Origin of the sequence: Enterococcus sp. DIV1682a (assembly GCF_051711005.1) — a bacterium.
Classification (GTDB): Bacteria; Bacillota; Bacilli; order Lactobacillales; family Enterococcaceae; genus Enterococcus_B; species Enterococcus_B hirae.
This window is the reverse complement of sequence record NZ_JBIOLT010000001.1, coordinates 2,887,501-2,911,052: the sequence shown is the minus strand read 5'-3', so window position 1 is coordinate 2,911,052 and position 23,552 is coordinate 2,887,501. Positions and strand designations below refer to the sequence as shown.

Genomic DNA, 23,552 nt, shown 5'->3' with positions numbered 1-23,552 from the left:
GGAGGAAATGTACTTGAATCATTATCAAGCAGATACTTATGACGTCATCGTTGTAGGGGCAGGACATGCTGGTTCAGAAGCAGCGTTGGCTGCAGCCAGAATGGGCTCAAAAACGTTATTACTAACTATCAATCTAGACATGGTAGCGTTCATGCCATGTAACCCTTCAGTCGGAGGACCAGCAAAAGGTGTCGTAGTGAGAGAAATCGATGCTCTTGGTGGCGAAATGGGTAAAAATATCGATAAAACGTACATTCAAATGAGAATGTTAAACACAGGAAAAGGTCCTGCTGTGCGTGCTTTAAGAGCGCAAGCAGACAAGCATGCTTATTCCGCAGAAATGAAGCATACGATAGAAAAAGAACCTAATTTGACGTTGCGTCAAGGAATCGTCGAAGAATTAATCGTCGAAGAGGGTGTTTGTCGAGGTGTGGTGACATCAACTGGCGCTTGCTACCAAGCGAAAGCTGTCGTCATTACTGCTGGCACAGCTTTACGAGGTGAAATCATCATCGGAGAATTGAAGTATTCATCTGGACCCAACAATTCACAACCTTCTGTTGGATTAGCTAATAATCTAAAAGAATTAGGTTTTGCGATTGATCGTTTCAAAACAGGAACACCTCCTCGGGTTAAATCAAGTACGATTGATTATTCAGTGACTGAAGAGCAACCTGGCGATAAAGAACCAAATCATTTTAGTTTTAGCACGCCAGATAGTGCGTACAACTTAGAACAAGAATCTTGCTGGTTGACTTATACCGGTGAAACGACTCATAAAATCATACGTGATAACTTGCATCGTGCACCGATGTTTACTGGAATCGTTGAAGGTGTGGGCGCTCGCTATTGTCCATCGATTGAAGATAAGATCGTACGTTTTGCAGATAAACCAAGACATCAATTGTTTTTAGAACCAGAAGGCTTGCATACGGAAGAAGTATACGTTCAAGGATTATCGACTTCATTACCAGAAGATGTCCAAGTGGATATGCTACATTCTATCGCAGGACTGGAAAAAGTTGAAATGATGCGTACGGGATATGCGATCGAATATGACGTTGTCGAACCCCATCAATTACGTCCAACGCTCGAAACGAAAGTCATCGAAAACCTTTATACTGCAGGTCAAACGAATGGGACTAGTGGTTATGAAGAAGCAGCGGGCCAAGGGCTGATTGCTGGAATCAATGCAGCGCTCAAAGTCCAAGGAAAAGAGCCTTTGATCATCAAACGCAGTGACGGTTATATTGGTGTTATGATTGATGACCTAGTGACTAAAGGAACCAATGAACCTTATCGCTTGCTCACTTCACGTGCTGAATATCGTTTATTATTGCGTCATGACAATGCAGATCTACGTTTGACGGAAATGGGACACCAAGTAGGTTTAGTCAAAGAAGACCAATACCAAGCTTATCTGAAAAAGAAAGCTGCTGTTGAAGCAGAAATTAAACGTTTGATGACTGTCCGGATCAAACCGACAGAAGAAGTCCAAGCATTTTTGGCAACTATCAATGCTGCGCCATTAAAAGACGGGGTTTTAGCGAGTGACTTTTTGAAGCGACCTGAAATTAGCTACAGCGATTTAATGTTGTTTATTCCGGAAAATGAAGCATTGACAGCGAAAGAAATTGAACAAGTTGAAATTCAGATCAAGTACGAAGGATACATTAAAAAAGCACTTGAAAAAGTAGAAAAATTAAAACGAATGGAAGCCAAAAAAATACCAGAAAATATCGACTACGCAGCAATTAATGGATTGGCTACAGAAGCAAAACAAAAACTACAAAAAATCCAACCAGAAACCATTGCTCAAGCTAGCCGTATCAGTGGTGTAAACCCCGCTGATCTAAGTATTTTGATGGTCTACATCGAACAAGGGAAGATTGCGAAAGTGCAGGCTTAAAGCATTGATAAGAAAGGACTCATGTTAAAAAATGAGTCCTTTTAGTATACGCTGACTCCGTTTTTGACTCCGCCTATCAAGCGTTCATATAAGAATCGAATAATTGGACTGTCTCCTCTTGTCGATTTGTCGATACTTGGATATAGATATCCATGGTTGTTTTGGATGAAGAATGTCCGAGTCTATTCTGTACATCTTTTACTTGGGCACCCGCTTCAAATAGCAAGGTGGCATGAGTCTTTCTAAAACCGTGAACTTTGATTATTTTCATATCAGGGAACTTCCTAGCTACTTTACTCATTACATGATTAGGGTAGCCCTTATAGAGGAAGTCCTTTTTTTATTTGCTTTAATAGTGCTGATAACAGGTACATCATCCATATTATCGATTCTGATACCTCTAGAGAGATTCTTTTTTATGACGGTACGTTTCCACTTCTTAAGTATGGCCAAAGTCCCGTCGTCTATTGTGATTATTCTCTTAGATGACTCTGTCTTCGTAGGATTGATACATAGAGAGCCATCAGATAGCTCTACTAGCGTTTTATTGAACTGCACAGTCTTTTTATCAAAGTCGATGTCTTTCCATGTCAGCCCAAGTATTTCCCCCTTCCTAGCTCCTGTATAAGCAGCTAGTCTAAAAAATGCTAGAGCACGATCATCTTTTAGCTCTTGCAAGCAATCAAAGAATTGTCGAAGCTCTTCTTTCGTGTAAAACTCCGTTTCGATCTCAGCAGAGTTATGATTAGACTTGGGTGTAATGGTACGTTCCATGGGATTGGTCTTGATCACGCCAATCAATATACCGTAGTTGAATACCTGTGAAGTGATTTGTCATTTGTTGTACTATTGTATTTTGAATATTATCTAAATAAAGCTCATGTATATGTTGAAATACTGTATACTGATATGGGAATGTCAAACTACTCCCACATTTTAATCGTCTGAATTTTATATGGAATTCTTAGAAAGTACAAGCTAACTAGTATTTTTGGAATCTCCTTAAATGAAATACATATAAACTGGGAGTAAATGCTATAATAGTCGCTATATAATCTTTTTATTTAAAACAGTAATAAAGAATATTTTAGGAGATTACGTCAGTTTTTCCTCTTGTATAACATTAAAGAAAGTAGAGAAAAAAGAATGAAAAAGGTACTACTTACAGTTAGTTTGTTGGCTAACGTAGCGCTGGCTGGAGCATTGATTTATACCAGTATAGAAATACAGAAGCTTGATGATCAACGGGAGAACCTTACAATAGCCAATGATCAGTACAAAAGAAAGTTAGATGACATGGAGATACAGGAATCTGAGGTAAGTTCTACAAGCGATTCTAATGCTTTGGTGAATAATGATTCTGTCAAACGTATTCCAGAAAGTAGTACAGCGTCAGCAAAGAATTCAAATGATAGCATAGAGTTGCATAACCATCTTTATCTTTTTGATGATTTTAATGGCACTATTAAAGAAACTGGAGAACCCGCTCATATGTCGGAACACTTTACTAGGAGTTCTGTAACAATATCAGATAGTAATGGCACCTATAATGCTACTTTATTTGATAATAATGATGGTACAGCGCAGATTACAGATTTAAACGGTAATATTTTGTACAGTGGAAGTTGGAAGCCTACCAAAGCACTTGAGATTCTATCACTGAAAAGTTCACTCCAAAATTCCACAAGAAATGATTTAGTGGCTTTTTTTGCTCAAAGATCATGGAATGATCCAGAAATTGCAAGACTGGCTCAAACGGCTTTAGAAAATGCCAGTGCTCAGAACATCTCAAATGAGCAATGGCAACAAATTTCCAATGATATTATTAAGCAATTAGAAACTATGGAGAATGGTAACTAATTATACTTAAATATTGGAACAGGTGATTGGATTATTAAGCATGTCTTGTATTAGAGTTAATTGTCCTACCCCGTTAATAACTGACCGTGTCTTAGGAAATACCTTCAGGTAGTAAAAGCTATCTGGAGGTTCTTTTTTTCGGTTTATGGTATCCGCTTATATAAATCGTATCTGAAATGAAACAAGATATACTTGTATAAGCATTGATATAAACACGTTTCTGTTATTTCAGATAGTGATAATTAAGATACGTACATTATCTAAAAATAAATTTTAAATTACTGTTTAGTTTGTTTTTTATTGTAATACCTAATGGAAATATTTATATGTATATGAGATGATAAAAGTCAGAAAAACATTTAAAAGTAACATTTCCAAATCATAAGTGTTTCGATATGTATAGTTACAAATAAGGTTGTATTTTTCCTAATACATGTCTAAAGTCAATATTAAGAAAAGGAGAATCATATGATAAAAATTCATGGAAACAGCCATCGAAGAAAAAATATCTATAGATGAAAATTACAGATTCTTAGGTAATTATTTTAAATAAAATAACAACTAAATAAATTAGTTGTCTGTGAGTAAAATAGCAAATATAAAAGTATTGGTAAGTTAATTTTTATCAATATTTTATATTTGCTATTTTTTAAAGTTATCATTCTTTTATCTTAAATTGGTTAGGACGACATGTTCAGGTGAGAGTTCTCTTCAAAAAATATAAGCCAATTAAAAGTTTTGTGTTATACTAAGTTCAAATTTATTGAACAAAAAAAGAAATTTATAACATGAAGTTGGCGGAGATGGATATGTCGTATTATAGAACAGTGAAGTTGAAATTATGTGAAGGAACAATATTAAATGATTTAACAAAAATAGAAAATGATATTTTAATTAATAATCCAGTTACGTATATATATTTCAATTTAAGAAATAAAATAATATACATTGGTGAAACTAGTAGCTTCAAAAATAGACATAAAGAACATTTAGCTGAAAAAAATCCCAAAATCAATTATCGACTATTTACTGATTGCTTAGTGATCTATTCAAAATTATTTCACAAATCAGCTATCTTAGATTTAGAATCTCTATTACTTAATTACATGATTGCAGAAGCAGATAAAACTAAGTTTGTTTTTGCGAATGGAAATAATGGACAAACAAAAATAACTTATGAGAATAAGGAAGAAATTTTGACCAGTGTATTTTATGAATTGTGGACACATGAGTTATCTGATTTAGGATTAGTTAATAATCGAAATCTTAATGAACTAAGAGAGAGCCTGTTATTTAAATATTCTCCTTTCAAACAGTTATCTCTTAAACAAAAAGAGATTATTGGAGATGTAGAAAAAAATTTATTTACAAAATTTTTGGTCGAAGCTCCTGCAGGTTCGGGTAAGTCCGTTTTATTTACAAATCTAGCTTTTTCTTTAGCAGATAAGTATCCTGATTTGAAAATAGGTGTAGTCACTACAGGCAATTTAATCAGACAATTTAATTTAATCTTCAAATCAATCAATTTGAATAGTAGATTGACTGTAAAAACTGGTTCACAATTGATAACAGATGCTAAGAAAAAGCATGAAAATTTCGATATTATCATAGTTGATGAAGCACATAAGTTAAAAAAATTTTATAAAAAAGGTCATCCCAATGCGAGAAGGCATCTTAACAAGGATGATGAAGAGATTACGCTTCTTGAGGAAATTACTGAAGGTTTAGTTTTATTATATGATCCTTATCAAGGGATTAAACCACAAAACATTAGCCCTTCAGAGGTTCGGAGATTAACCAGTAATTATCAGAAACTCTCCATGTCACAACAGTTTAGGATTGGGGGGAACGGTTGCTTTTCTGGAGAGGACTATCTAAAAGGAATTTTGTATGGTCTTCAGTTAAGCGAAGAAAGAGATTTTAACCAAGAGGTATTTAAGAATGATTACTTTGGAATTGTGAACAGTTTCAAGGAAGTGATTGACTATGTAGATGATCATTCTCATGCATATCCTGAAACAACTAATAGGGTAATAGCAGGATACTGTAAAGAATGGATATCCAGTATAAGCAAAAAAGCCAACAAAGGAAAGACGTTAGAAGAACTACCTTATGATTGGGAGATTGATGGTATTAAGAGAAGATGGAACTCTACTTATGAAGATTGGGTTAAAAAACCTAATTCTGAGAGAGAAATTGGATCTATACATGCAATTCAAGGTTATGATCTTAATTACTCTGGAGTAATAATAGGTAATGACATTACGGTTAAAAACGGAAAAATAGTTGCGGTTCCTGAAAATTATAAGGACATTGGAGGAACACCTCTAAAAAAAGAATTTTCTTTGTCCGAATTAACTGAGTATATTTTGAATATATATTACGTTCTTCTTTCAAGAGGAATCGATGGTTGTAGAGTATATTTTGAAGATAAAAAAGTAGAAAAGATATTTAAAGAACGTCTTAGTTTATAGAAACATCTTAACTAGTTATGATGAAGTATTTGAACAGGTGATTGATTACTAAGCATGTCTTGTATTAGAGTTAATTACCCTACCCCGTTAATAACTGACCGTGTCTTAGGAAATACCTTCAGGTAGTAAAAGCTATCTGGAGGTTCTTTTTTTCGGTTTATAGAATCCGCTTAAGTGAAATGTATCTGAAATGAAACGGAGATAAAGTGATTTTTTGCTGTAATGACAAGGTTTTAGCTGTTTCAGATACCATATAGTCAAAAATAGTTTATTGAGAAAATAGGAGAGTATTTGCTACTAACTAGTAGAAAAAAATGGAAAAAAAGTACATGTAATCATTTCAGATAATCTGAAATAAAAAAACATACAGCCATGTAGTGGTACTGTATGTTTTTAAATTCTCAGCGGGCTTGTTTTGACTCCGTGTCTGACTCCGTCGTATTGATTTTAAATGATATTCGATGACCAATTAATAGGTCGTTTTTGAAATTTTTGTCTCTATATGACTCAGTTTGATAATTATTGATAGATCGATTTGAGTCTACATCGAACAAGGGAAGATTGCGAAAGTGGAAAACCTCTGATTTACGGTTTTCCAGAAGTAGCTACATTGGAAAATTAGCCGAAGATTTCCAAAAATAGGAGGAACTATTTTTGGATTCTCCGGCTTATTTCTCAGAGCTAGATACTCCTGTTGGAATCTCTAGAAGATAGTTTTTTCGTCTTTTTAGCAACGATACCAGTAAAGAGAAATCTTAGCACCATCAATGGACAGGAAGTATTTTGCTTTTTGTCCATTTTTTGATGGCGTAAATCTACTTTTTTCAGGACACAATTCAATTGGATAGGTTGAGCTAGAATTGATGGGAAATTACCTCGTAATTCTCGAGTCCCTCCTATTTATAGATTGAGCCAAAAATTTGAGAAGCATCAAGTAGGTAACAATCAACAGCAAAAACTAGTGTTTGTGTTTTCTGTCAATTTCTGGAAATTCTTTCTTATTTCTCGATGTTAAACACTTTTGTCTCAACCCCACTTAATTTTTTATGAAAAATAAAGAAATTGTTGTTATACTAAATGATGTTGATAGAAACGAGAGCGAAACATTGGAGCCTCAACATCTAAATAAAGATAGAAGAAAGGAGCGATTGGTTGTTCAAAACTTATTTTCGTTTTAATAAGATTCAAGATAACCCATTTCGTATCATGAACCTTATGCTATTGATTTTTATCGTACTATGGTTAGGATACATAAACCAGAATTTCTTGATTTCAAGTTTTTCTTCATTAGGGATCTTTACTTTTTTCTATTATCAAAATATACCCATGAAACATTTAATTAAGCGCATGTTTTTTATTGGTTGTGGACTTTTATTTGCCTTTGTATTAGGAATGTTATCAACCTATGTTTTATGGTTGGAACCTTTTGCTGTAGCTGTAGTGGCTTTTGCCAGCCGGTTTATTTTGCGGTTGTTCCATATTTCAAAACCAGGTGGCTTATTTTTTGCGATGCTTTCGGCGATGGGAACAAGTATGCAGTTACCGATTGATCATTTGCCAATGGTTTCTCTTTATTTTTTCATGGGTGTCATGTTTTCATTGATCGCTGCAGTTATCACCAAGTTACTTGATTCACGTCCAGAACAAGTCATTGAACAAATCTCTTTAAAAGAGAGATTCCAAGAAGAACCGTTAGTAATCATTGATTCTGTTTTCTACAGTGTTGCTTTATTTCTTTCCGTCTATATTAGTCACGGATTGCAGTTGCACAATCCTTACTGGTTAACTCTTTCTTGTGCTTCTATTCTTTTAGCTGAGAATTTGGATGCAATGAAACATCGGCAAGTACAATATTTGATTGGTTCCATGGGGGGCTTATGTGTGTCGGCTGTTTTATCCTTTGTACCATTTACTCAGTTACAAACGATTTTTCTGATCACTTTTCTTTACGGTATCTCACAATTTTTGGTTGCTAGAAATTATGCGGTTGCCAACATTTTTCTTAATCCGATGGCACTGATGTTATCGACACTCATTCGTGGGGCATACTTGATTTCCTTGATCGAATATCGCTTTTTGGGAATCGTTATCGGAAGTTTTATTGGTTTAGGTGCTGCATGGGTCATGACCGTTGGGTTACAGCACTATCTCAATGTTGTGCGAAGAAAATTAGAGACAAAATAATAAATATAAGTATATACAATAAAAAAACCAGTTCGTTTTTGAAGTAAGAATCAAAGACGAGCTGATTTTTTTAACCCATACATTTGATATGTGTTCATTTTTTGTTTAAATTTAAATAAAAAATCAACTGGCGTTAAAAATTAGAGATAACCTAGTTAAGGCATTTATTTTTTTTAATTACTTACATATAGAAGGATGTGTACTTCCTAGTGCTTCCTTTTTAATTTTTTAAAACCTCCTATAAATTTACCGGTAGAAAGATTGCAACTCGATTCATTTTGCGTTAAAGTAAAAAGAGATTTCGTGAAACAATTGCTGTTTCACAATGAAAGGATTAATTATGACACCAGAAGAATTTCGTCAAGCATTGGCAGATAAAGACATCCATTTATCTGATCAACAAATGAGTCAATTTGAACGTTACTATCAGTGGTTAGTTGAGTGGAACGAAAAAATGAATTTAACAGCCATCACGGAAAAAAATGACGTTTATTTGAAGCATTTCTATGATTCATTAACGTTAGCTTTTGAGGTGGACTTTTCTCAGCCTCTTTCACTTTGCGACGTAGGTTCAGGCGCAGGTTTTCCGAGTATCCCACTGAAAATTGCGTTTCCTAACTTACAGATCACGATCGTTGATTCACTGAATAAACGAATCAATTTCTTAACGGAATTAACAAAAGAACTTGGTATCACAGCGGCACTTCATCACGATCGTGCCGAGACATTTGGTCAAAATCCTCAATTCCGAGCTTCATTTGACTTAGTGACTGCTCGCGCTGTAGCAAGATTGAATGTTTTAGCAGAACTATGTTTGCCTCTAGTGAAACAAGAAGGATACTTTTATGCGCTGAAAGCTGCAAAAAGCGAAGAAGAACTAATAGAAGCCAAGCATGCGATCGCAATCTTAGGGGGAAAGTTTATCAAAGAAGATGCGATAGAATTACCGAAAATATCTGACAAGCGACATATTTTGGTAATCCAAAAGAAGAAAGTCACCCCGAAAAAATACCCAAGAAAACCTGGTATGCCAAATAAGCAACCAATCAAGTAGGAGGAGAAGAGATGGCACAAATAATATCTGTTGCAAACCAAAAAGGTGGCGTAGGTAAAACGACGACCACTGTTAACTTAGGTGCTTGCTTAGCTAGTCTTGGTAAAAGAGTCTTGTTAGTGGATATGGATGCACAAGGCAATGCCACAAGTGGTGTCGGTATTCGAAAACCAGATGTTACTCAAGATATTTATGATGTCTTAGTCAATGAGCTACCGATTGCCGAAGCAACTCTTGTTACCGAACATGAAAATTTGAGTATTGTGCCTGCCACTCTTCAATTAGCAGGAGCAGAAATCGAATTAACTTCAATGATGGCCAGAGAGTCTCGCTTGAAAGGTTCTTTAGCCGAAGTGAACGATCAATATGATTATATTCTGATTGATTGCCCACCTTCATTAGGTCATTTGACTATTAATTCATTTACAGCTAGCGATTCTATTCTGATCCCAGTGCAATGTGAATATTATGCATTAGAAGGATTGAGTCAATTACTCAATACAGTTCGTTTAGTTCAAAAGCATTTCAATCCAGAATTGGAGATTGAAGGCGTCTTACTTACAATGTATGATGCACGTACGAACTTAGGAAATGAAGTCGTGGAAGAAGTCCGAAAGTATTTCCGTGAGAAGGTCTATGAAACGATTATTCCAAGAAATATTCGTCTTTCAGAAGCACCAAGTCATGGAATGCCGATCATTGATTATGATCCACGTTCTAGAGGAGCTGAAGTTTACCAAGCATTGGCAAAGGAAGTGGTTAACCGTGAAGAAAAGTAAAGGATTAGGACGAGGGATCGATGCGTTATTTCAAGATTTAGAGAATTTAGAAACTGTGGATGTTGAAGATGAAACAGTTGTACAATTACCACTAAACGAATTACGCCCTAACCCTTATCAACCACGTAAAACATTTGAAGAAGTCTCGCTTCAAGAATTGGCAAACTCCATTGAGCAATCAGGCGTGTTTCAACCGATTATCGTCCGTCGTTCGGCAGTAAAAGGATATGAAATCATTGCTGGTGAACGTCGTTTCCGAGCTTCTAAGTTAGCAGAAAAAGCGACCATCCCTGCAATTGTTCGTGACTTTGATGAAGAAGCAATGATGCAAGTCGCTGTTTTGGAAAACTTGCAACGTGAAGACTTGAATCCATTAGAAGAAGCTGAAGCCTATGATATGCTGATGAAAAATCTTAAACTTACGCAAGCAGAAGTGGCGAAACGTTTAGGTAAAAGTCGTCCATATATCGCAAACTATCTCCGTCTGTTAACGTTACCTGATTTAGTGAAGGAAATGGTCCAAGATCAACGATTATCGATGGGACAAGCTCGTACCTTATTAGGTCTAAAAAACAAAAGTTTGATTCTAAAATTAGCGAATCGAGCAGTTATGGAGAATCTAACGGTTCGTCAGTTGGAACAAATTGTTTCGCAATTAAATCAAAACGATGGGAAAGAAAAAAAGAAAATCCCTCGATTAGCAAAAGAAAAGCCTTATTATATACGTGAAAGTGAAGACCGCTTGATGGATAAGTTTGGTACAAGTGTTGCTATCCAAGAAAAAGACGGTAAAGGAAAGATTGAAATTGAGTACCTTTCGCAAAATGATTTGACAAGAATCCTTGATATCCTTAATATTCAATTCGATGAAGAATAAGTAATAGGAAAGAAGCGTTCAATTCAGACCAATCAACCTTAATTTTTACGATCACTATATGAATATCAAAAAAGACGTGGGAACCGTTCTTAAGAGAAATGACTAAAGGAGGGGACTTTTATGTACGACTTACATGATATTGTTGAAATGAAAAAACCTCATGCTTGTCAGACTAACCGTTGGGAAATCATCCGCATGGGAGCGGACATCAAAATCAAATGCGTCAATTGCGGGCACATCGTTATGATGACTCGTCGAGAATTTGAGAAAAAATTAAAAAAAGTACTTGAAAAAAATGCAGAGAAAGAGTGAATAAATCTATGGCATTAACTGCTGGAATTGTTGGATTACCCAATGTCGGTAAATCAACTTTATTTAACGCAATCACCAAAGCTGGAGCAGAAGCAGCGAACTATCCTTTTGCAACCATTGATCCGAATGTAGGAATGGTAGAAGTTCCCGATTGGCGTTTACAACGCTTAACTGAACTTGTTCATCCTAAAAAAACCGTGCCAACAACATTTGAATTTACGGATATTGCAGGAATCGTTAAAGGTGCAAGTAAAGGGGAAGGCTTGGGAAATCAATTTCTAAGTCATATCCGCCAAGTTGATGCGATTTGTCATGTGGTCCGTTGTTTCGATGATGACAACATCACACATGTTGAAGGACGAGTTGACCCATTAGCGGATATTGATACGATCAATCTAGAATTAGTATTGGCAGATCTGGAATCGATCACTAAACGCTATACTCGAGTAGCAAAAATCGCAAAAACGAAAGATAAAGATGCAGTTGCTGAATTAGCTGTTTTAGATAAAATCAAGCCAGTCCTGGAAGAAGGACGTTCAGCTCGCTCTATCGAATTTACGGACGAAGAACAAAAAATCGTTAAATCATTGTTTTTATTGACTACCAAACCAATCTTATATGTAGCAAACGTTGCAGAAGATGAAGTAGCAGATAGCGATACGAATCACTACGTTCAAGCTGTACGTAATTTTGCTGCCGAAGAAAATGCAGAAGTTATCGTAGTCAGCGCACGTGCAGAGGAAGAAATTGCTGAACTAGACGAAGAAGATAAAGCAGAATTCTTAGAAGCTTTAGGAATTGAAGAGTCTGGATTAGATCAATTAATTCGTGCAGCTTATGATTTGCTAGGATTAGCTACGTACTTTACAGCAGGAGAACAAGAAGTTCGGGCTTGGACATTTAAAAAAGGCATCAAAGCACCTCAAGCAGCTGGGATTATCCATTCAGACTTTGAGCGTGGATTTATCCGTGCGGAAACTGTTTCTTTTGAAGATCTAGATCATTATGGAAATATGCATGCTGCCAAAGAAGCTGGCCGTGTTCGTCTAGAAGGTAAAGACTATGTAGTCCAAGATGGCGACGTTATGTTATTCCGTTTTAATGTATAAAAGGGCTATCAAACGATACGTATAGTATGTTAGAATGTCTTTTGTGACAACCGTTAAAGTAGCGGCTAAGGAGGACTATTTAGATCATGGAATCAGAACAATTACGTGAAATTGTAAAAGAAAACAATCAATTAGAAGAAAAATTAACTAAAAGAAACCAACAATATATTTTTGACTTAAAAAAATCTTTAGAAGCAGCTAATCTATCCGAAGAGGAAAAGGTAAAAGCACTTCATGACATCCTTCCAACCTTAGTGTCTGAACAAAAAGGTGGAAAAACAGCCAGACAATTATTTGGAACTGTCTCTGAAAGAACTGAAGCAATTATCAACAAACCAGTTGAAGCAAAGGTAAATTCTAAACCACTATTGATGTGGCTAGACAATACATTCCTGTTATTAGGTTTGTTGAGTATCATGATTGCTATTACCGGATTGTTTTCACGTGGAACAACGCCAGCTTATGGAATCACAACTTTGGTCTTTGGATCAGCTGTTGGTGGTTGGGTATTTTACCTGATGTATAAATACATTTATCAATATGAGTATCCGGGAGCAGATCGTAGTAAAAAGCCAGGTATGGGTAAAACATTGTTGATCTTAACTGGAACTACATTGGTCTGGGTGGTTGCCTTTTCCGCTACCACACTTCTTCCTCCAGTACTGAATCCGTTGTTAGATCCAGTAGTTATCATCATTATTGGGGCTGCTGCACTAGCTTTGCGTTATTACATGAAGAAAAAATATGGAATCGTTGGAAGTTTATCTGTACCTAGAAGATAATTCGTTAAAGTACGATTCGATGTATATCAATGATGAGGGATCATTATTTGAAACAGTTGTTTGTTTTGAATAGTGGTCTCTTATTTTTTATGGAGAAATGGTTAAAACAGAAAGAACAAAAATTTGAGAAACTTGGTAAATTTAATCAGTAGCTTCTCTTAAAAGAGTTTCTCGTTATTAACCATATATGACTTGTGATGGAAGCGCTTATAATAAGGATATTCTTAGAAACAGTCCGGATTATGGGAAGACGGTTGACTTAATAGAAAAAATCGATTATTTTAATAGATAAACTAAAAACTAGAGGAGTGGTACTAAAAATGTCCAACTGGGAAACAAAGTTCACGAAAAAAGGGTTTACTTTCGATGATGTCTTACTGATACCAGCAGAAAGTCACGTGTTACCAAACGAAGTGGATATGAGTGTACAATTAGCAAAAAATATTAAGTTGAATATCCCGATCATCAGTGCAAGTATGGACACTGTAACTGATAGTAAGATGGCTATTGCGATGGCTAGACAAGGTGGATTAGGTGTTATTCATAAAAATATGACAATTAGTCAACAAGCAGACGAAGTGCGCAAAGTCAAACGTTCTGAAAGTGGTGTGATCATTGATCCATTTTTCTTAACACCGCAACATCTTGTAGCAGATGCAGAAGAATTGATGAGCAAATATCGAATTAGCGGTGTACCGATCGTTGAGACTTTAGAAAACAGAAAACTTGTTGGTATTATTACGAACCGTGACATGCGCTTTGTAACTGATTATCATATGGAAATCAATGATGTGATGACCAAAGAAAACTTAGTAACAGCCCCAGTCGGCACTTCTCTAAAAGACGCAGAAAAAATATTGCAAAAACATAAAATTGAAAAATTACCAATCGTTGACAATGATGGTTGTTTAAGTGGATTGATCACAATCAAAGATATTGAAAAAGTAATTGAATTTCCGAATGCTGCCAAAGATGAACATGGACGTCTACTTGTAGCTGCTGCTGTCGGTGTTACAAGTGATACATTTGAGCGTGCAGGTGCCTTGTTGGAAGCAGGAGCAGATGCGATCGTTATTGATACAGCACATGGTCATAGTGCTGGAGTGATTCGTAAAATCCAAGAAATTCGTTCTACCTTTAAAGATGCTACTTTGATTGCCGGTAACGTAGCGACAGCGGAAGCAACAAAAGCATTATATGATGCGGGTGTGGATGTCGTAAAAGTCGGTATCGGACCAGGATCAATTTGTACAACACGTGTGGTTGCCGGTGTAGGTGTACCACAATTAACAGCAATTTATGATGCTGCTTCTGTCGCACGACAATATGGCAAAGCAATTATTGCTGATGGCGGAATCAAATATTCAGGTGATATCGTCAAAGCATTAGCTGCTGGAGGGCATGCCGTCATGTTAGGTAGTATGTTGGCAGGTACAGATGAATCTCCAGGTGAATTTGAGATTTTCCAAGGCCGACGTTTTAAAACTTATCGTGGTATGGGTTCATTGGGCGCAATGGAAAAAGGTTCAAAAGATCGTTATTTCCAAGGTAGCGTCAATGAAGCGAATAAATTAGTACCAGAAGGAATCGAAGGACGTGTGGCCTACAAAGGAAGCGTTGCGGATATTATCTTCCAAATGATCGGTGGATTAAAATCTGGTATGGGTTATGTTGGGGCAGGCAACTTGAAACAATTGCGTGACGAAGCACAATTCATCCAAATGAGTGGCAATGGGTTGAAAGAATCCCATCCACATGATGTCCAAATCACAAAAGAAGCACCTAACTATTCAGTAGAATCTTAATCAATTAAGGGAAAAAGACTCAACATATTCCGCTTTAGGAGTCAAGTGAATATTCGAAATAAGTAGAATACTTAGAGCATTGTTTTTAAAGTAAAAAAGTCGTCAATCTTAAAATTTGTTTTTCTAAATTTTAAGATTGATGACTTTTTTTCGTCTGACTATGTTGTTTTTGCTCAATATCCAAATAAGAGTGACCACTAAGCTGCTGTTGTATAAATTTAAACCACTGTGAAGTTGAGCGGTTAAGGAGCTAATAAGCATTTTTTACGATAAATTTATTAAAAAAATTATGTTTTAATAACAAATTTTTGTTTTTTTTAGTTAAATTACTATATAGTTAAGATTTTTTAATATGTTAGAATATATCTGAGTTATATTTATATTTTGTTATTTTATGATAGTAAGGAGTTTATAAGATGATAAAAAGAGTAGTTATAACTGGAAGGGGAACTATCTCTTCTTCTGGAAAAAATGCAGAAGAGTTATGGACAAATGTGAGTAATGGTATTTCTGGGATAAAAAAGATAGAAGCAGAGGAATTTAGTAATTTAGAAACAAGGATTGGTGGAGTTATTTCTGATTATGCGATTGACCAGTATCTTAATCAAAAAGAGATCAAGAGAACAGATCGTTTCACTCATTTTTCAGTAATCAGTTCTATGCAAGCGCTATCTGAAGCGAGTTTTGATCATAAGGATTTTGATTTGGAAAAATGTGGCGTTATGATTGGTACAGGAATAGGTGGTATTCACTCTTTAATTGAAAATCAAAACATTATGGAAAAGAAAGGAAGTAATCGTGTTTCTCCTTTAGTAGTTCCTAAGTCAATAGGCAATATAGCGGGAGGTTTCGTATCAATTAAGACTGGATTTAAAGATGTGACTTTGTGTCCTATTTCAGCTTGTGCTTCGGGAAATCAAGCGATAGGAGAAGCATTTCTTAGAATTAAATATGGGCTAAGTGAAGCAATACTTGCAGGTGGAGCAGAAGCTTCGATTGTACCTATTGCTTTTGCTGGGTACAACCAAATGCAAGCTTTATCTACGAGGAATGAGCAACCGAATTTAGCTTCGAAACCTTTTGACAAAAATAGGGATGGCTTTGTCATGTCAGAAGGAGCTGGGATCGTTTTTTTAGAAGAATTCGAACATGCAAGATCACGCGGAGCGAAAATTTTAGGTGAAATTATCGGATACGGGATGACTTCAGATGCTTATCATATGACTACACCTCATTCAGAAGGAGCCAGTCGTGCCATCCAAAAAGCACTTGAAATGGGGAAAATTAGTGCAAATGAAATTGATTATATAAATGCGCATGCAACAGGTACTAAAGTTGGAGATATTAGTGAAAGTCGAGCAATCAAAAAGGTTTTTGGAAAGCATGCTGAACAATTATTGATTAGCTCTACAAAGTCCTCAACAGGACATCTATTAGGTGCAGCAGGAGGCATTGAAGCAGTGATTAGCTTGAAAGCGATGGAGTATAATATTTTACCACCAACTATTAACCTGACAGAACCTGATGAAGATTGTGATTTGAATTATATTCCCAATAATAAAATTCATCATCAAGCAAATATTATTCTTTCAAATGGTTTTGGCTTTGGTGGGCATAATACCTCTATAATTATAAGAAAATTATAAAAAAGCCGGTAAATTACAGAACTTCTGAACAAGAAGAGAGTGGGGTAATAGTCCTTTTTAAAAAGAAAATAAACATATTAAGATTAGTGAGCCTGGGACAAAACTTGTCTCAGGCTCTTCTAGTATCTCTAAAAACGAATAAACGGCGTTCAAGAAGCAACTCCTCAACAATAAGCGAGGAGCTGACCGCTTATTTCATGACATCTTTATATAAATAAGACAAGGTGGTCTACTTTATCACTTTTAAATTTCCCATGTAAGGAACTAATACTTCTGGAACAGTCACTGATCCATCTTCATTTTGGTAGTTTTCAAGGATCGCTGCGACAGTTCGGCCGACTGCAAGTCCTGAACCATTCAGTGTATGAGCATAGTGGATTTTTCCGTCTTCATCACGGTAACGGATCATTGCGCGTCGTGCTTGGAAATCTTCACAGTTTGAACATGAGCTGATTTCACGATATGTTTCTTGTGCAGGGATCCATACTTCTAAGTCATATGTTTTGGCAGCAGAGAAGCCCATATCTCCAGTAGATAATGCTACTACACGGTAAGGTAAATGTAATTTTTGTAGAATATCTTCAGCATCGGCTGTCATTTTTTCTAGCTCATCATAAGAATGTTCTGCATCAGAGAATTTGACCATTTCTACTTTATTAAATTGGTGTAAACGAATCAATCCTCGGGTATCACGGCCGGCACTCCCTGCTTCCGAACGAAATGCGGGACTAAGAGCAGTGAAATAAATCGGTAAATCTTGCCCATCTAAGATCTCATCGTTGTAATAGTTTGTTAATGGAACTTCCGCTGTTGGGATCAATGTCAAATCTGTATCTTCTAATTGGAAAACATCTTCTTTAAACTTAGGAAATTGCCCAGTTCCGAACATAGCCCGACTATTTACGATATAAGGAGTAATCATTTCTGTATAGTCATGTTCATAGATGTGTTGATCTAGCATAAAGTTATAAACGGCACGTTCTAAGCGAGCGCCTAATCCTTTATAGTAAACAAAACGACTTCCAGAAACTTTTGCCCCTCTTTCAAAGTCTAAGATACCTAAGTTTTCAGCGATTTCCCAATGTGGTTTCGGTTCAAATGAAAAATTACGAGGCGTGTTCCAACGACGAACTTCCACGTTGTCCTCTTCGTCTTTTCCAACAGGTACAGAATCATCTGGTAAATTTGGTAAGGTAGTCGCAATTTGATGTAACTTTTCATCTACTTGCGCTACTTCTTCATCAAGGGCTTTAATGTTGCCCCCAACTTCTTTCATTTCATTGATTTTAGCTGTTGCATCTTCTTTGTTCCGTTTTAATTGTGCAATTTCTGCTGAAACATCATTACGATATTTTTTTAATTCTTCCGTTTTAACAAGTAATTTTCGACGACTTTCATCTAATTCCATAAATTCAGCTAAGGTTTCTTTTTTGACCCCACGAGTCATTAATTTTTCTTGGACATAATCAAAATTTTGACGCATCATTTTTACATCTAACATTGCAATTCCTCCTTAAATATAATAAAAAAAAGACCAATCCATCCCTCAATTATCTTGGGACGAATCGGTCTAACATTCGCGGTACCACCCGAGTTCAACATATAAATATGCTGCTCTTGTTAACAGATAACGGCTGTTTTACCGACCTTTCTTATTTCGAAAGGTACACATCAAAGAACTGGAACTTCCAACTTATTTTTTGCTGATTTACACCATCCATCAGCTCTCTTGAAAAAAATAAAATGTACTGGGTTCTGTGCTATATAGATATGATATATAGAAATGATTGTAATAAGAATATCGGATATTTTAATTTTCGTCAATATGTTCCTGACTTTTGATTGGTAATTTTTCATTTCTTTTTATTGGAAGATGCATGATGAATGAAGTCCAGTGTTTATCAGATTTAGCATAAATATAACCACCATGTAAAGCAACGATACTTTGAGCAATGGCTAAACCTAAACCTGTCCCACCGGTTTCTTGTGAACGAGACTCTTCTACTCGGTAAAAGCGGTCAAAAAGATTATCAATTGATTCTCGAGGAATCATAGCTCCATTGTTTTTTACTGTCGCAACGACTTCTGAGCCAACTTTTTCGACTTCAATGACAATTTTTGTAGCGCCTTTGCCGTATTTTAAAGCATTCGTCAGTAAATTATTAAAGACACGAACTAGTTTTTCGGTGTCCCCATCCATAGTTAATGATGGAACCTGTGATGATACAAGGATTTGGATATGCTTTTTTGATGCTTCTAATTCAAAATCAGCAGCTAGTTGTTCAATTAGCTGGATCAGATCAAAAGCCGAAAAATTGACCGGAACAGCTGGTTGTCTGACTTTAGTATACTCAAAAAGATCATCCACTAGTAATTTCATTTGTTTTGCTTTGATATAAGCTGTATGGGTATACTTCAAAAGATCCTCTTTTGTTTGATACTGGCCATCTTCGATTAATCCTAAGTAACCAATAATAGAGGTTAAAGGGGTACGGATATCGTGACTCACATTAGTAATCAATTCATCTTTTGATTTTTCAATTTTCCGTTCATCTTCGATCGCAGCTACTGTACTATCGACTAAACCATTAATGCTTGTTACTACACGACTAAGATCACCTGTTAATTCAAAAGGGATCCGATGGTCATAATTACCATTAGCGATATAGTGAAGCTCGCTAATAATATGACGTAGTTGCATTTGTCGGTAGCGACGGATCAACCGCCAGTATAATACGCCGATATCTAAAAGAAAGAAAAGGGGAATCAGAAAATTTCGGCCGTTCCAAAATAAATCACTATTCAATCGTTGAGCAAAAATATTTTTTGAATCCCAAATCGCATTAGTCAATGAAGGGGAACTACTAATTATTGAAGTAAGGACAACCAAAATCGCAACATTTAATAGTAGAAGGAGAATCACGGTGATAATACCTTCTGCTAATAACTCACTGATTTCCTTAGAAGTTAGATTGATTCGTCGCCGTTTTTCTGTTCCTCTTTTTTTATCTTGCATCAATTTTATAGCCCACTCCCCAAACGGTTTGAATGACTTTTTCTCCACCAGTTGCTTCTTCGATCTTATCTCTCAAATGACTAACATGGACCATAACAGTTTTTGCGGAAACAATACTTTCTTGTTTCCATACACGCTCAAAGATTTCATCTGCACTGAACACACGATTAGGATGACTTGCTAATAAGTATAGAATCCCAAATTCTAATGCTGTGAGCTGAATCTCTTTCCCATCAATTGTTTTTACTTCATGGGAATCTTTGTTAATAATCAAAGAGTTTACTTCTAATATATCCGGTTGATCCGGTGTGATTTGCATTTTTGTTCGACGAAGCAAAGATTTTACGCGTGCCATAACTTCTAAAGGATTAAATGGTTTTGTAACATAATCATCAGCACCAGCAACAAGCCCTTTAATTTTATCCATATCGGTTGTTTTTGCTGTCAACATGATAATCGGGATTTGCGATTCCTTTCGTAATTCTTTAACGACCTGCATGCCATCCATTTCAGGCATCATAATATCCAAAATCAATAACTCAATATCAGGTATCGTTCGAATCTTTGATAATGCTTCTTTCCCATCATAAGCCTTAACAGCTTCGTATCCTTCATTGTGAACATAAATACTTAGTAATTCAACAATTTCTTTATCATCATCAGCAATTAATATTTTCATAGATTGTTCCTCCAGAGTTAGAATGATACTATTTACTATTCATTCTAGCAAAAAAATGTCTAAATAGATAAAAGCAACACTTTGTTAAGGAAAATTTTAGAAGGTAAGAGCTAAGTGAAGTGGCTCATTAATAGAAAACTGAACAATCGCAATGCTGAGAAGGCTATCATTAATGAAAAACATGTTAAAAGCGAACGTTTCTCACTTATAGGATTAGAACGATCGATTACGCTAAAAATGTTGATAAAACAGCTTTTTTCTTATTGACTTTTATTTTTGCTGTTGGTATATTATTATTTGTTCGAAAGAGCAAAGATCGCTAGTGAAAATAGTTAAAATAAACTGTTGACAGAGGGATCACACCATGATAAGATAACTGAGTCGTAAAAAAACAACAGCTTACGAAGCTTGATTCTATCGAAAAAAACTTCAAAAAAGTTGTTGACAAATAACAAACGACGAGTTATGATAAATGAGTTGCTGAAACACTTCTAAAAAACGAAGTCAAAAAAACTTTTAAAAAAAGAGTTGACAAACAAACGTCGCTCTGATATGATATAAAAGTTGCTACGGCAATCTCAACTGATTAGCTTTTAATCAAGTAGACCTTTGAAAACTGAACAAAGCAAAGACAAACCAAATGTGTAGGGCGTCTTGATTGATTCAAGACAACAAACATTTTTAACAAGCAAGCAATATGCTAGCAAACAATTGAGCTTAACAATCGCAAGATTGTTCGAACTTTTTATGAGAGTTTGATCCTGGCTCAGGACGAACGCTGGCGGCGTGCCTAATACATGCAAGTCGAACGCTTCTTTTTCCACCGGAGCTTGCTCCACCGGAAAAAGAGGAGTGGCGAACGGGTGAGTAACACGTGGGTAACCTGCCCATCAGAAGGGGATAACACTTGGAAACAGGTGCTAATACCGTATAACAATCGAAACCGCATGGTTTTGATTTGAAAGGCGCTTTCGGGTGTCGCTGATGGATGGACCCGCGGTGCATTAGCTAGTTGGTGAGGTAACGGCTCACCAAGGCGACGATGCATAGCCGACCTGAGAGGGTGATCGGCCACATTGGGACTGAGACACGGCCCAAACTCCTACGGGAGGCAGCAGTAGGGAATCTTCGGCAATGGACGAAAGTCTGACCGAGCAACGCCGCGTGAGTGAAGAAGGTTTTCGGATCGTAAAACTCTGTTGTTAGAGAAGAACAAGGATGAGAGTAACTGTTCATCCCTTGACGGTATCTAACCAGAAAGCCACGGCTAACTACGTGCCAGCAGCCGCGGTAATACGTAGGTGGCAAGCGTTGTCCGGATTTATTGGGCGTAAAGCGAGCGCAGGCGGTTTCTTAAGTCTGATGTGAAAGCCCCCGGCTCAACCGGGGAGGGTCATTGGAAACTGGGAGACTTGAGTGCAGAAGAGGAGAGTGGAATTCCATGTGTAGCGGTGAAATGCGTAGATATATGGAGGAACACCAGTGGCGAAGGCGGCTCTCTGGTCTGTAACTGACGCTGAGGCTCGAAAGCGTGGGGAGCAAACAGGATTAGATACCCTGGTAGTCCACGCCGTAAACGATGAGTGCTAAGTGTTGGAGGGTTTCCGCCCTTCAGTGCTGCAGCTAACGCATTAAGCACTCCGCCTGGGGAGTACGACCGCAAGGTTGAAACTCAAAGGAATTGACGGGGGCCCGCACAAGCGGTGGAGCATGTGGTTTAATTCGAAGCAACGCGAAGAACCTTACCAGGTCTTGACATCCTTTGACCACTCTAGAGATAGAGCTTCCCCTTCGGGGGCAAAGTGACAGGTGGTGCATGGTTGTCGTCAGCTCGTGTCGTGAGATGTTGGGTTAAGTCCCGCAACGAGCGCAACCCTTATTGTTAGTTGCCATCATTTAGTTGGGCACTCTAGCAAGACTGCCGGTGACAAACCGGAGGAAGGTGGGGATGACGTCAAATCATCATGCCCCTTATGACCTGGGCTACACACGTGCTACAATGGGAAGTACAACGAGTCGCAAAGTCGCGAGGCTAAGCTAATCTCTTAAAGCTTCTCTCAGTTCGGATTGTAGGCTGCAACTCGCCTACATGAAGCCGGAATCGCTAGTAATCGCGGATCAGCACGCCGCGGTGAATACGTTCCCGGGCCTTGTACACACCGCCCGTCACACCACGAGAGTTTGTAACACCCGAAGTCGGTGAGGTAACCTTTTGGAGCCAGCCGCCTAAGGTGGGATAGATGATTGGGGTGAAGTCGTAACAAGGTAGCCGTATCGGAAGGTGCGGCTGGATCACCTCCTTTCTAAGGAATATTACGGAGACTACACTGTTTGTTTTTCACTTTGTTCAGTTTTGAGAGGTTTACTCTCAAAGATATATTTTTGTTCATTGAAAACTGGATATTTGAAGTAAATTAGTAATACAAACCGAGAACACCGCGTTGAATGAGTTTTTTAATAAGTTCAATTGCTTATTTTCTTGATCGGACTTCTATCGCTAGAAGAAAGATCAAAACCCAACCGCAAGGTTGATAAGGTTAAGTGAATAAGGGCGCACGGTGGATGCCTTGGCACTAGGAGCCGATGAAGGACGGGACTAACACCGATATGCTTTGGGGAGCTGTACGTAAGCTATGATCCAGAGATTTCCGAATGGGGGAACCCAGCATCTTTTATAGGATGTTACGTTTGCGTGAATACATAGCGCATTCGAGGTAGACGCAGAGAACTGAAACATCTAAGTACCTGCAGGAAGAGAAAGAAAATTCGATTCCCTGAGTAGCGGCGAGCGAAACGGGAAAAGCCCAAACCAATGAGCTTGCTCATTGGGGTTGTAGGACTCCAATATGGTAGTTCTTTCAGATAGTCGAATGACTTGGAAAAGTCAGTCAAAGAGGGTAAAAACCCCGTAGATGAAATTTGGAAGGCACCTAGGAGGATCCTGAGTACGGCGGAACACGAGGAATTCCGTCGGAATCCGGGAGGACCATCTCCCAAGGCTAAATACTCCCTAGTGACCGATAGTGAACCAGTACCGTGAGGGAAAGGTGAAAAGCACCCCGGAAG

15 protein-coding genes, 2 rRNA genes, 1 pseudogene and 1 other annotated feature (1 of these 19 running past the window's edge) are annotated in these 23,552 nt (G+C 37.2%); of the genes and pseudogenes, 14 read left to right on the top strand and 4 right to left on the bottom strand.

The window, feature by feature from the left end; all coding sequences use genetic code 11:
- The first annotated feature begins 13 nt into the window (after positions 1 to 13).
- A complete protein-coding gene (gene mnmG, locus IGJ23_RS13275; RefSeq protein WP_438775063.1) occupies positions 14 to 1,909 on the top strand; it encodes a tRNA uridine-5-carboxymethylaminomethyl(34) synthesis enzyme MnmG in 1,896 nt (631 codons plus the stop codon).
- Between the two features lie 76 nt (positions 1,910 to 1,985).
- Here the strand turns inward: mnmG and IGJ23_RS13270 are convergent.
- A pseudogene (locus IGJ23_RS13270) lies at positions 1,986 to 2,737 on the bottom strand (site-specific integrase); the annotation flags it as partial.
- A gap of 318 nt (positions 2,738 to 3,055) precedes the next feature.
- Between IGJ23_RS13270 and IGJ23_RS13265 the strand changes: the two are divergent.
- From IGJ23_RS13265 to fabF, 11 genes are all read left to right on the top strand, one after another.
- Positions 3,056 to 3,769, top strand: a complete 714-nt coding sequence (locus IGJ23_RS13265) for a hypothetical protein (RefSeq protein WP_438775062.1) — start codon at positions 3,056 to 3,058, stop codon at positions 3,767 to 3,769.
- 803 nt (positions 3,770 to 4,572) lie between these two features.
- Complete coding sequence (locus tag IGJ23_RS13260) at positions 4,573 to 6,243, top strand: DNA/RNA helicase domain-containing protein (protein WP_229109194.1); 1,671 nt, start codon at positions 4,573 to 4,575, stop codon at positions 6,241 to 6,243.
- 1,152 nt (positions 6,244 to 7,395) lie between these two features.
- Positions 7,396 to 8,427 carry an FUSC family protein gene (locus IGJ23_RS13255; protein WP_034697652.1) on the top strand — a complete coding sequence of 344 codons (1,032 nt, stop codon included), beginning with the start codon at positions 7,396 to 7,398 and terminating at the stop codon, positions 8,425 to 8,427.
- Positions 8,428 to 8,767: 340 nt separating this feature from the next.
- Positions 8,768 to 9,481: a 16S rRNA (guanine(527)-N(7))-methyltransferase RsmG gene (rsmG, locus tag IGJ23_RS13250; RefSeq protein WP_010720513.1), complete on the top strand. Its 714-nt coding sequence runs from the start codon at positions 8,768 to 8,770 to the stop codon at positions 9,479 to 9,481.
- A gap of 11 nt (positions 9,482 to 9,492) precedes the next feature.
- Positions 9,493 to 10,260 (top strand): ParA family protein, encoded by a 768-nt coding sequence (locus tag IGJ23_RS13245; protein ID WP_010736770.1) that lies wholly within the window; start codon positions 9,493 to 9,495, stop codon positions 10,258 to 10,260.
- Positions 10,247 to 11,137 (top strand): ParB/RepB/Spo0J family partition protein, encoded by an 891-nt coding sequence (locus IGJ23_RS13240; protein ID WP_010720515.1) that lies wholly within the window; start codon positions 10,247 to 10,249, stop codon positions 11,135 to 11,137. Before IGJ23_RS13245 ends, IGJ23_RS13240 begins: the two co-directional genes overlap by 14 nt.
- A 120-nt stretch (positions 11,138 to 11,257) precedes the next feature.
- Entirely contained in the window at positions 11,258 to 11,449 is a 192-nt protein-coding gene (locus IGJ23_RS13235) for a DUF951 domain-containing protein (RefSeq protein WP_010720516.1), read from the top strand.
- Between the two features lie 8 nt (positions 11,450 to 11,457).
- Entirely contained in the window at positions 11,458 to 12,558 is a 1,101-nt protein-coding gene (gene ychF / locus IGJ23_RS13230; RefSeq protein ID WP_010720517.1) for a redox-regulated ATPase YchF, read from the top strand.
- 86 nt (positions 12,559 to 12,644) lie between these two features.
- Entirely contained in the window at positions 12,645 to 13,340 is a 696-nt protein-coding gene (locus IGJ23_RS13225) for a DUF1129 domain-containing protein (RefSeq protein WP_010720518.1), read from the top strand.
- A 320-nt stretch (positions 13,341 to 13,660) separates the two neighbouring features.
- Positions 13,661 to 15,145 (top strand): IMP dehydrogenase, encoded by a 1,485-nt coding sequence (gene guaB, locus IGJ23_RS13220; protein ID WP_010720519.1) that lies wholly within the window; start codon positions 13,661 to 13,663, stop codon positions 15,143 to 15,145.
- 416 nt (positions 15,146 to 15,561) lie between these two features.
- Positions 15,562 to 16,791, top strand: a complete 1,230-nt coding sequence (fabF, locus tag IGJ23_RS13215) for a beta-ketoacyl-ACP synthase II (RefSeq protein ID WP_094940640.1) — start codon at positions 15,562 to 15,564, stop codon at positions 16,789 to 16,791.
- A gap of 229 nt (positions 16,792 to 17,020) precedes the next feature.
- Here the strand turns inward: fabF and serS are convergent, their stop codons facing one another.
- The 3 genes from serS to IGJ23_RS13200 all read right to left on the bottom strand — a co-directional run bounded on the left by serS (position 17,021) and on the right by IGJ23_RS13200 (position 20,486).
- Positions 17,021 to 18,292, bottom strand: a complete 1,272-nt coding sequence (gene serS, locus IGJ23_RS13210) for a serine--tRNA ligase (protein ID WP_053766574.1) — start codon at positions 18,290 to 18,292, stop codon at positions 17,021 to 17,023.
- A 52-nt stretch (positions 18,293 to 18,344) separates the two neighbouring features.
- Positions 18,345 to 18,557 (bottom strand) — a binding site (T-box leader).
- 44 nt (positions 18,558 to 18,601) lie between these two features.
- Positions 18,602 to 19,810: a sensor histidine kinase gene (locus tag IGJ23_RS13205; RefSeq protein ID WP_025480278.1), complete on the bottom strand. Its 1,209-nt coding sequence runs from the start codon at positions 19,808 to 19,810 to the stop codon at positions 18,602 to 18,604.
- Positions 19,797 to 20,486 carry a response regulator transcription factor gene (locus IGJ23_RS13200; protein ID WP_010736768.1) on the bottom strand — a complete coding sequence of 230 codons (690 nt, stop codon included), beginning with the start codon at positions 20,484 to 20,486 and terminating at the stop codon, positions 19,797 to 19,799. Before IGJ23_RS13200 ends, IGJ23_RS13205 begins: the two co-directional genes overlap by 14 nt.
- Before the next feature lie 743 nt (positions 20,487 to 21,229).
- Here IGJ23_RS13200 and IGJ23_RS13195 point away from each other — a divergent pair.
- Positions 21,230 to 22,789: ribosomal RNA gene (locus tag IGJ23_RS13195) — 16S ribosomal RNA — on the top strand.
- A gap of 232 nt (positions 22,790 to 23,021) precedes the next feature.
- Positions 23,022 to 23,552: ribosomal RNA gene (locus IGJ23_RS13190) — 23S ribosomal RNA — on the top strand; it runs 2,383 nt beyond the window's last position.
- Together the 16S and 23S rRNA genes form the textbook arrangement of a ribosomal RNA operon.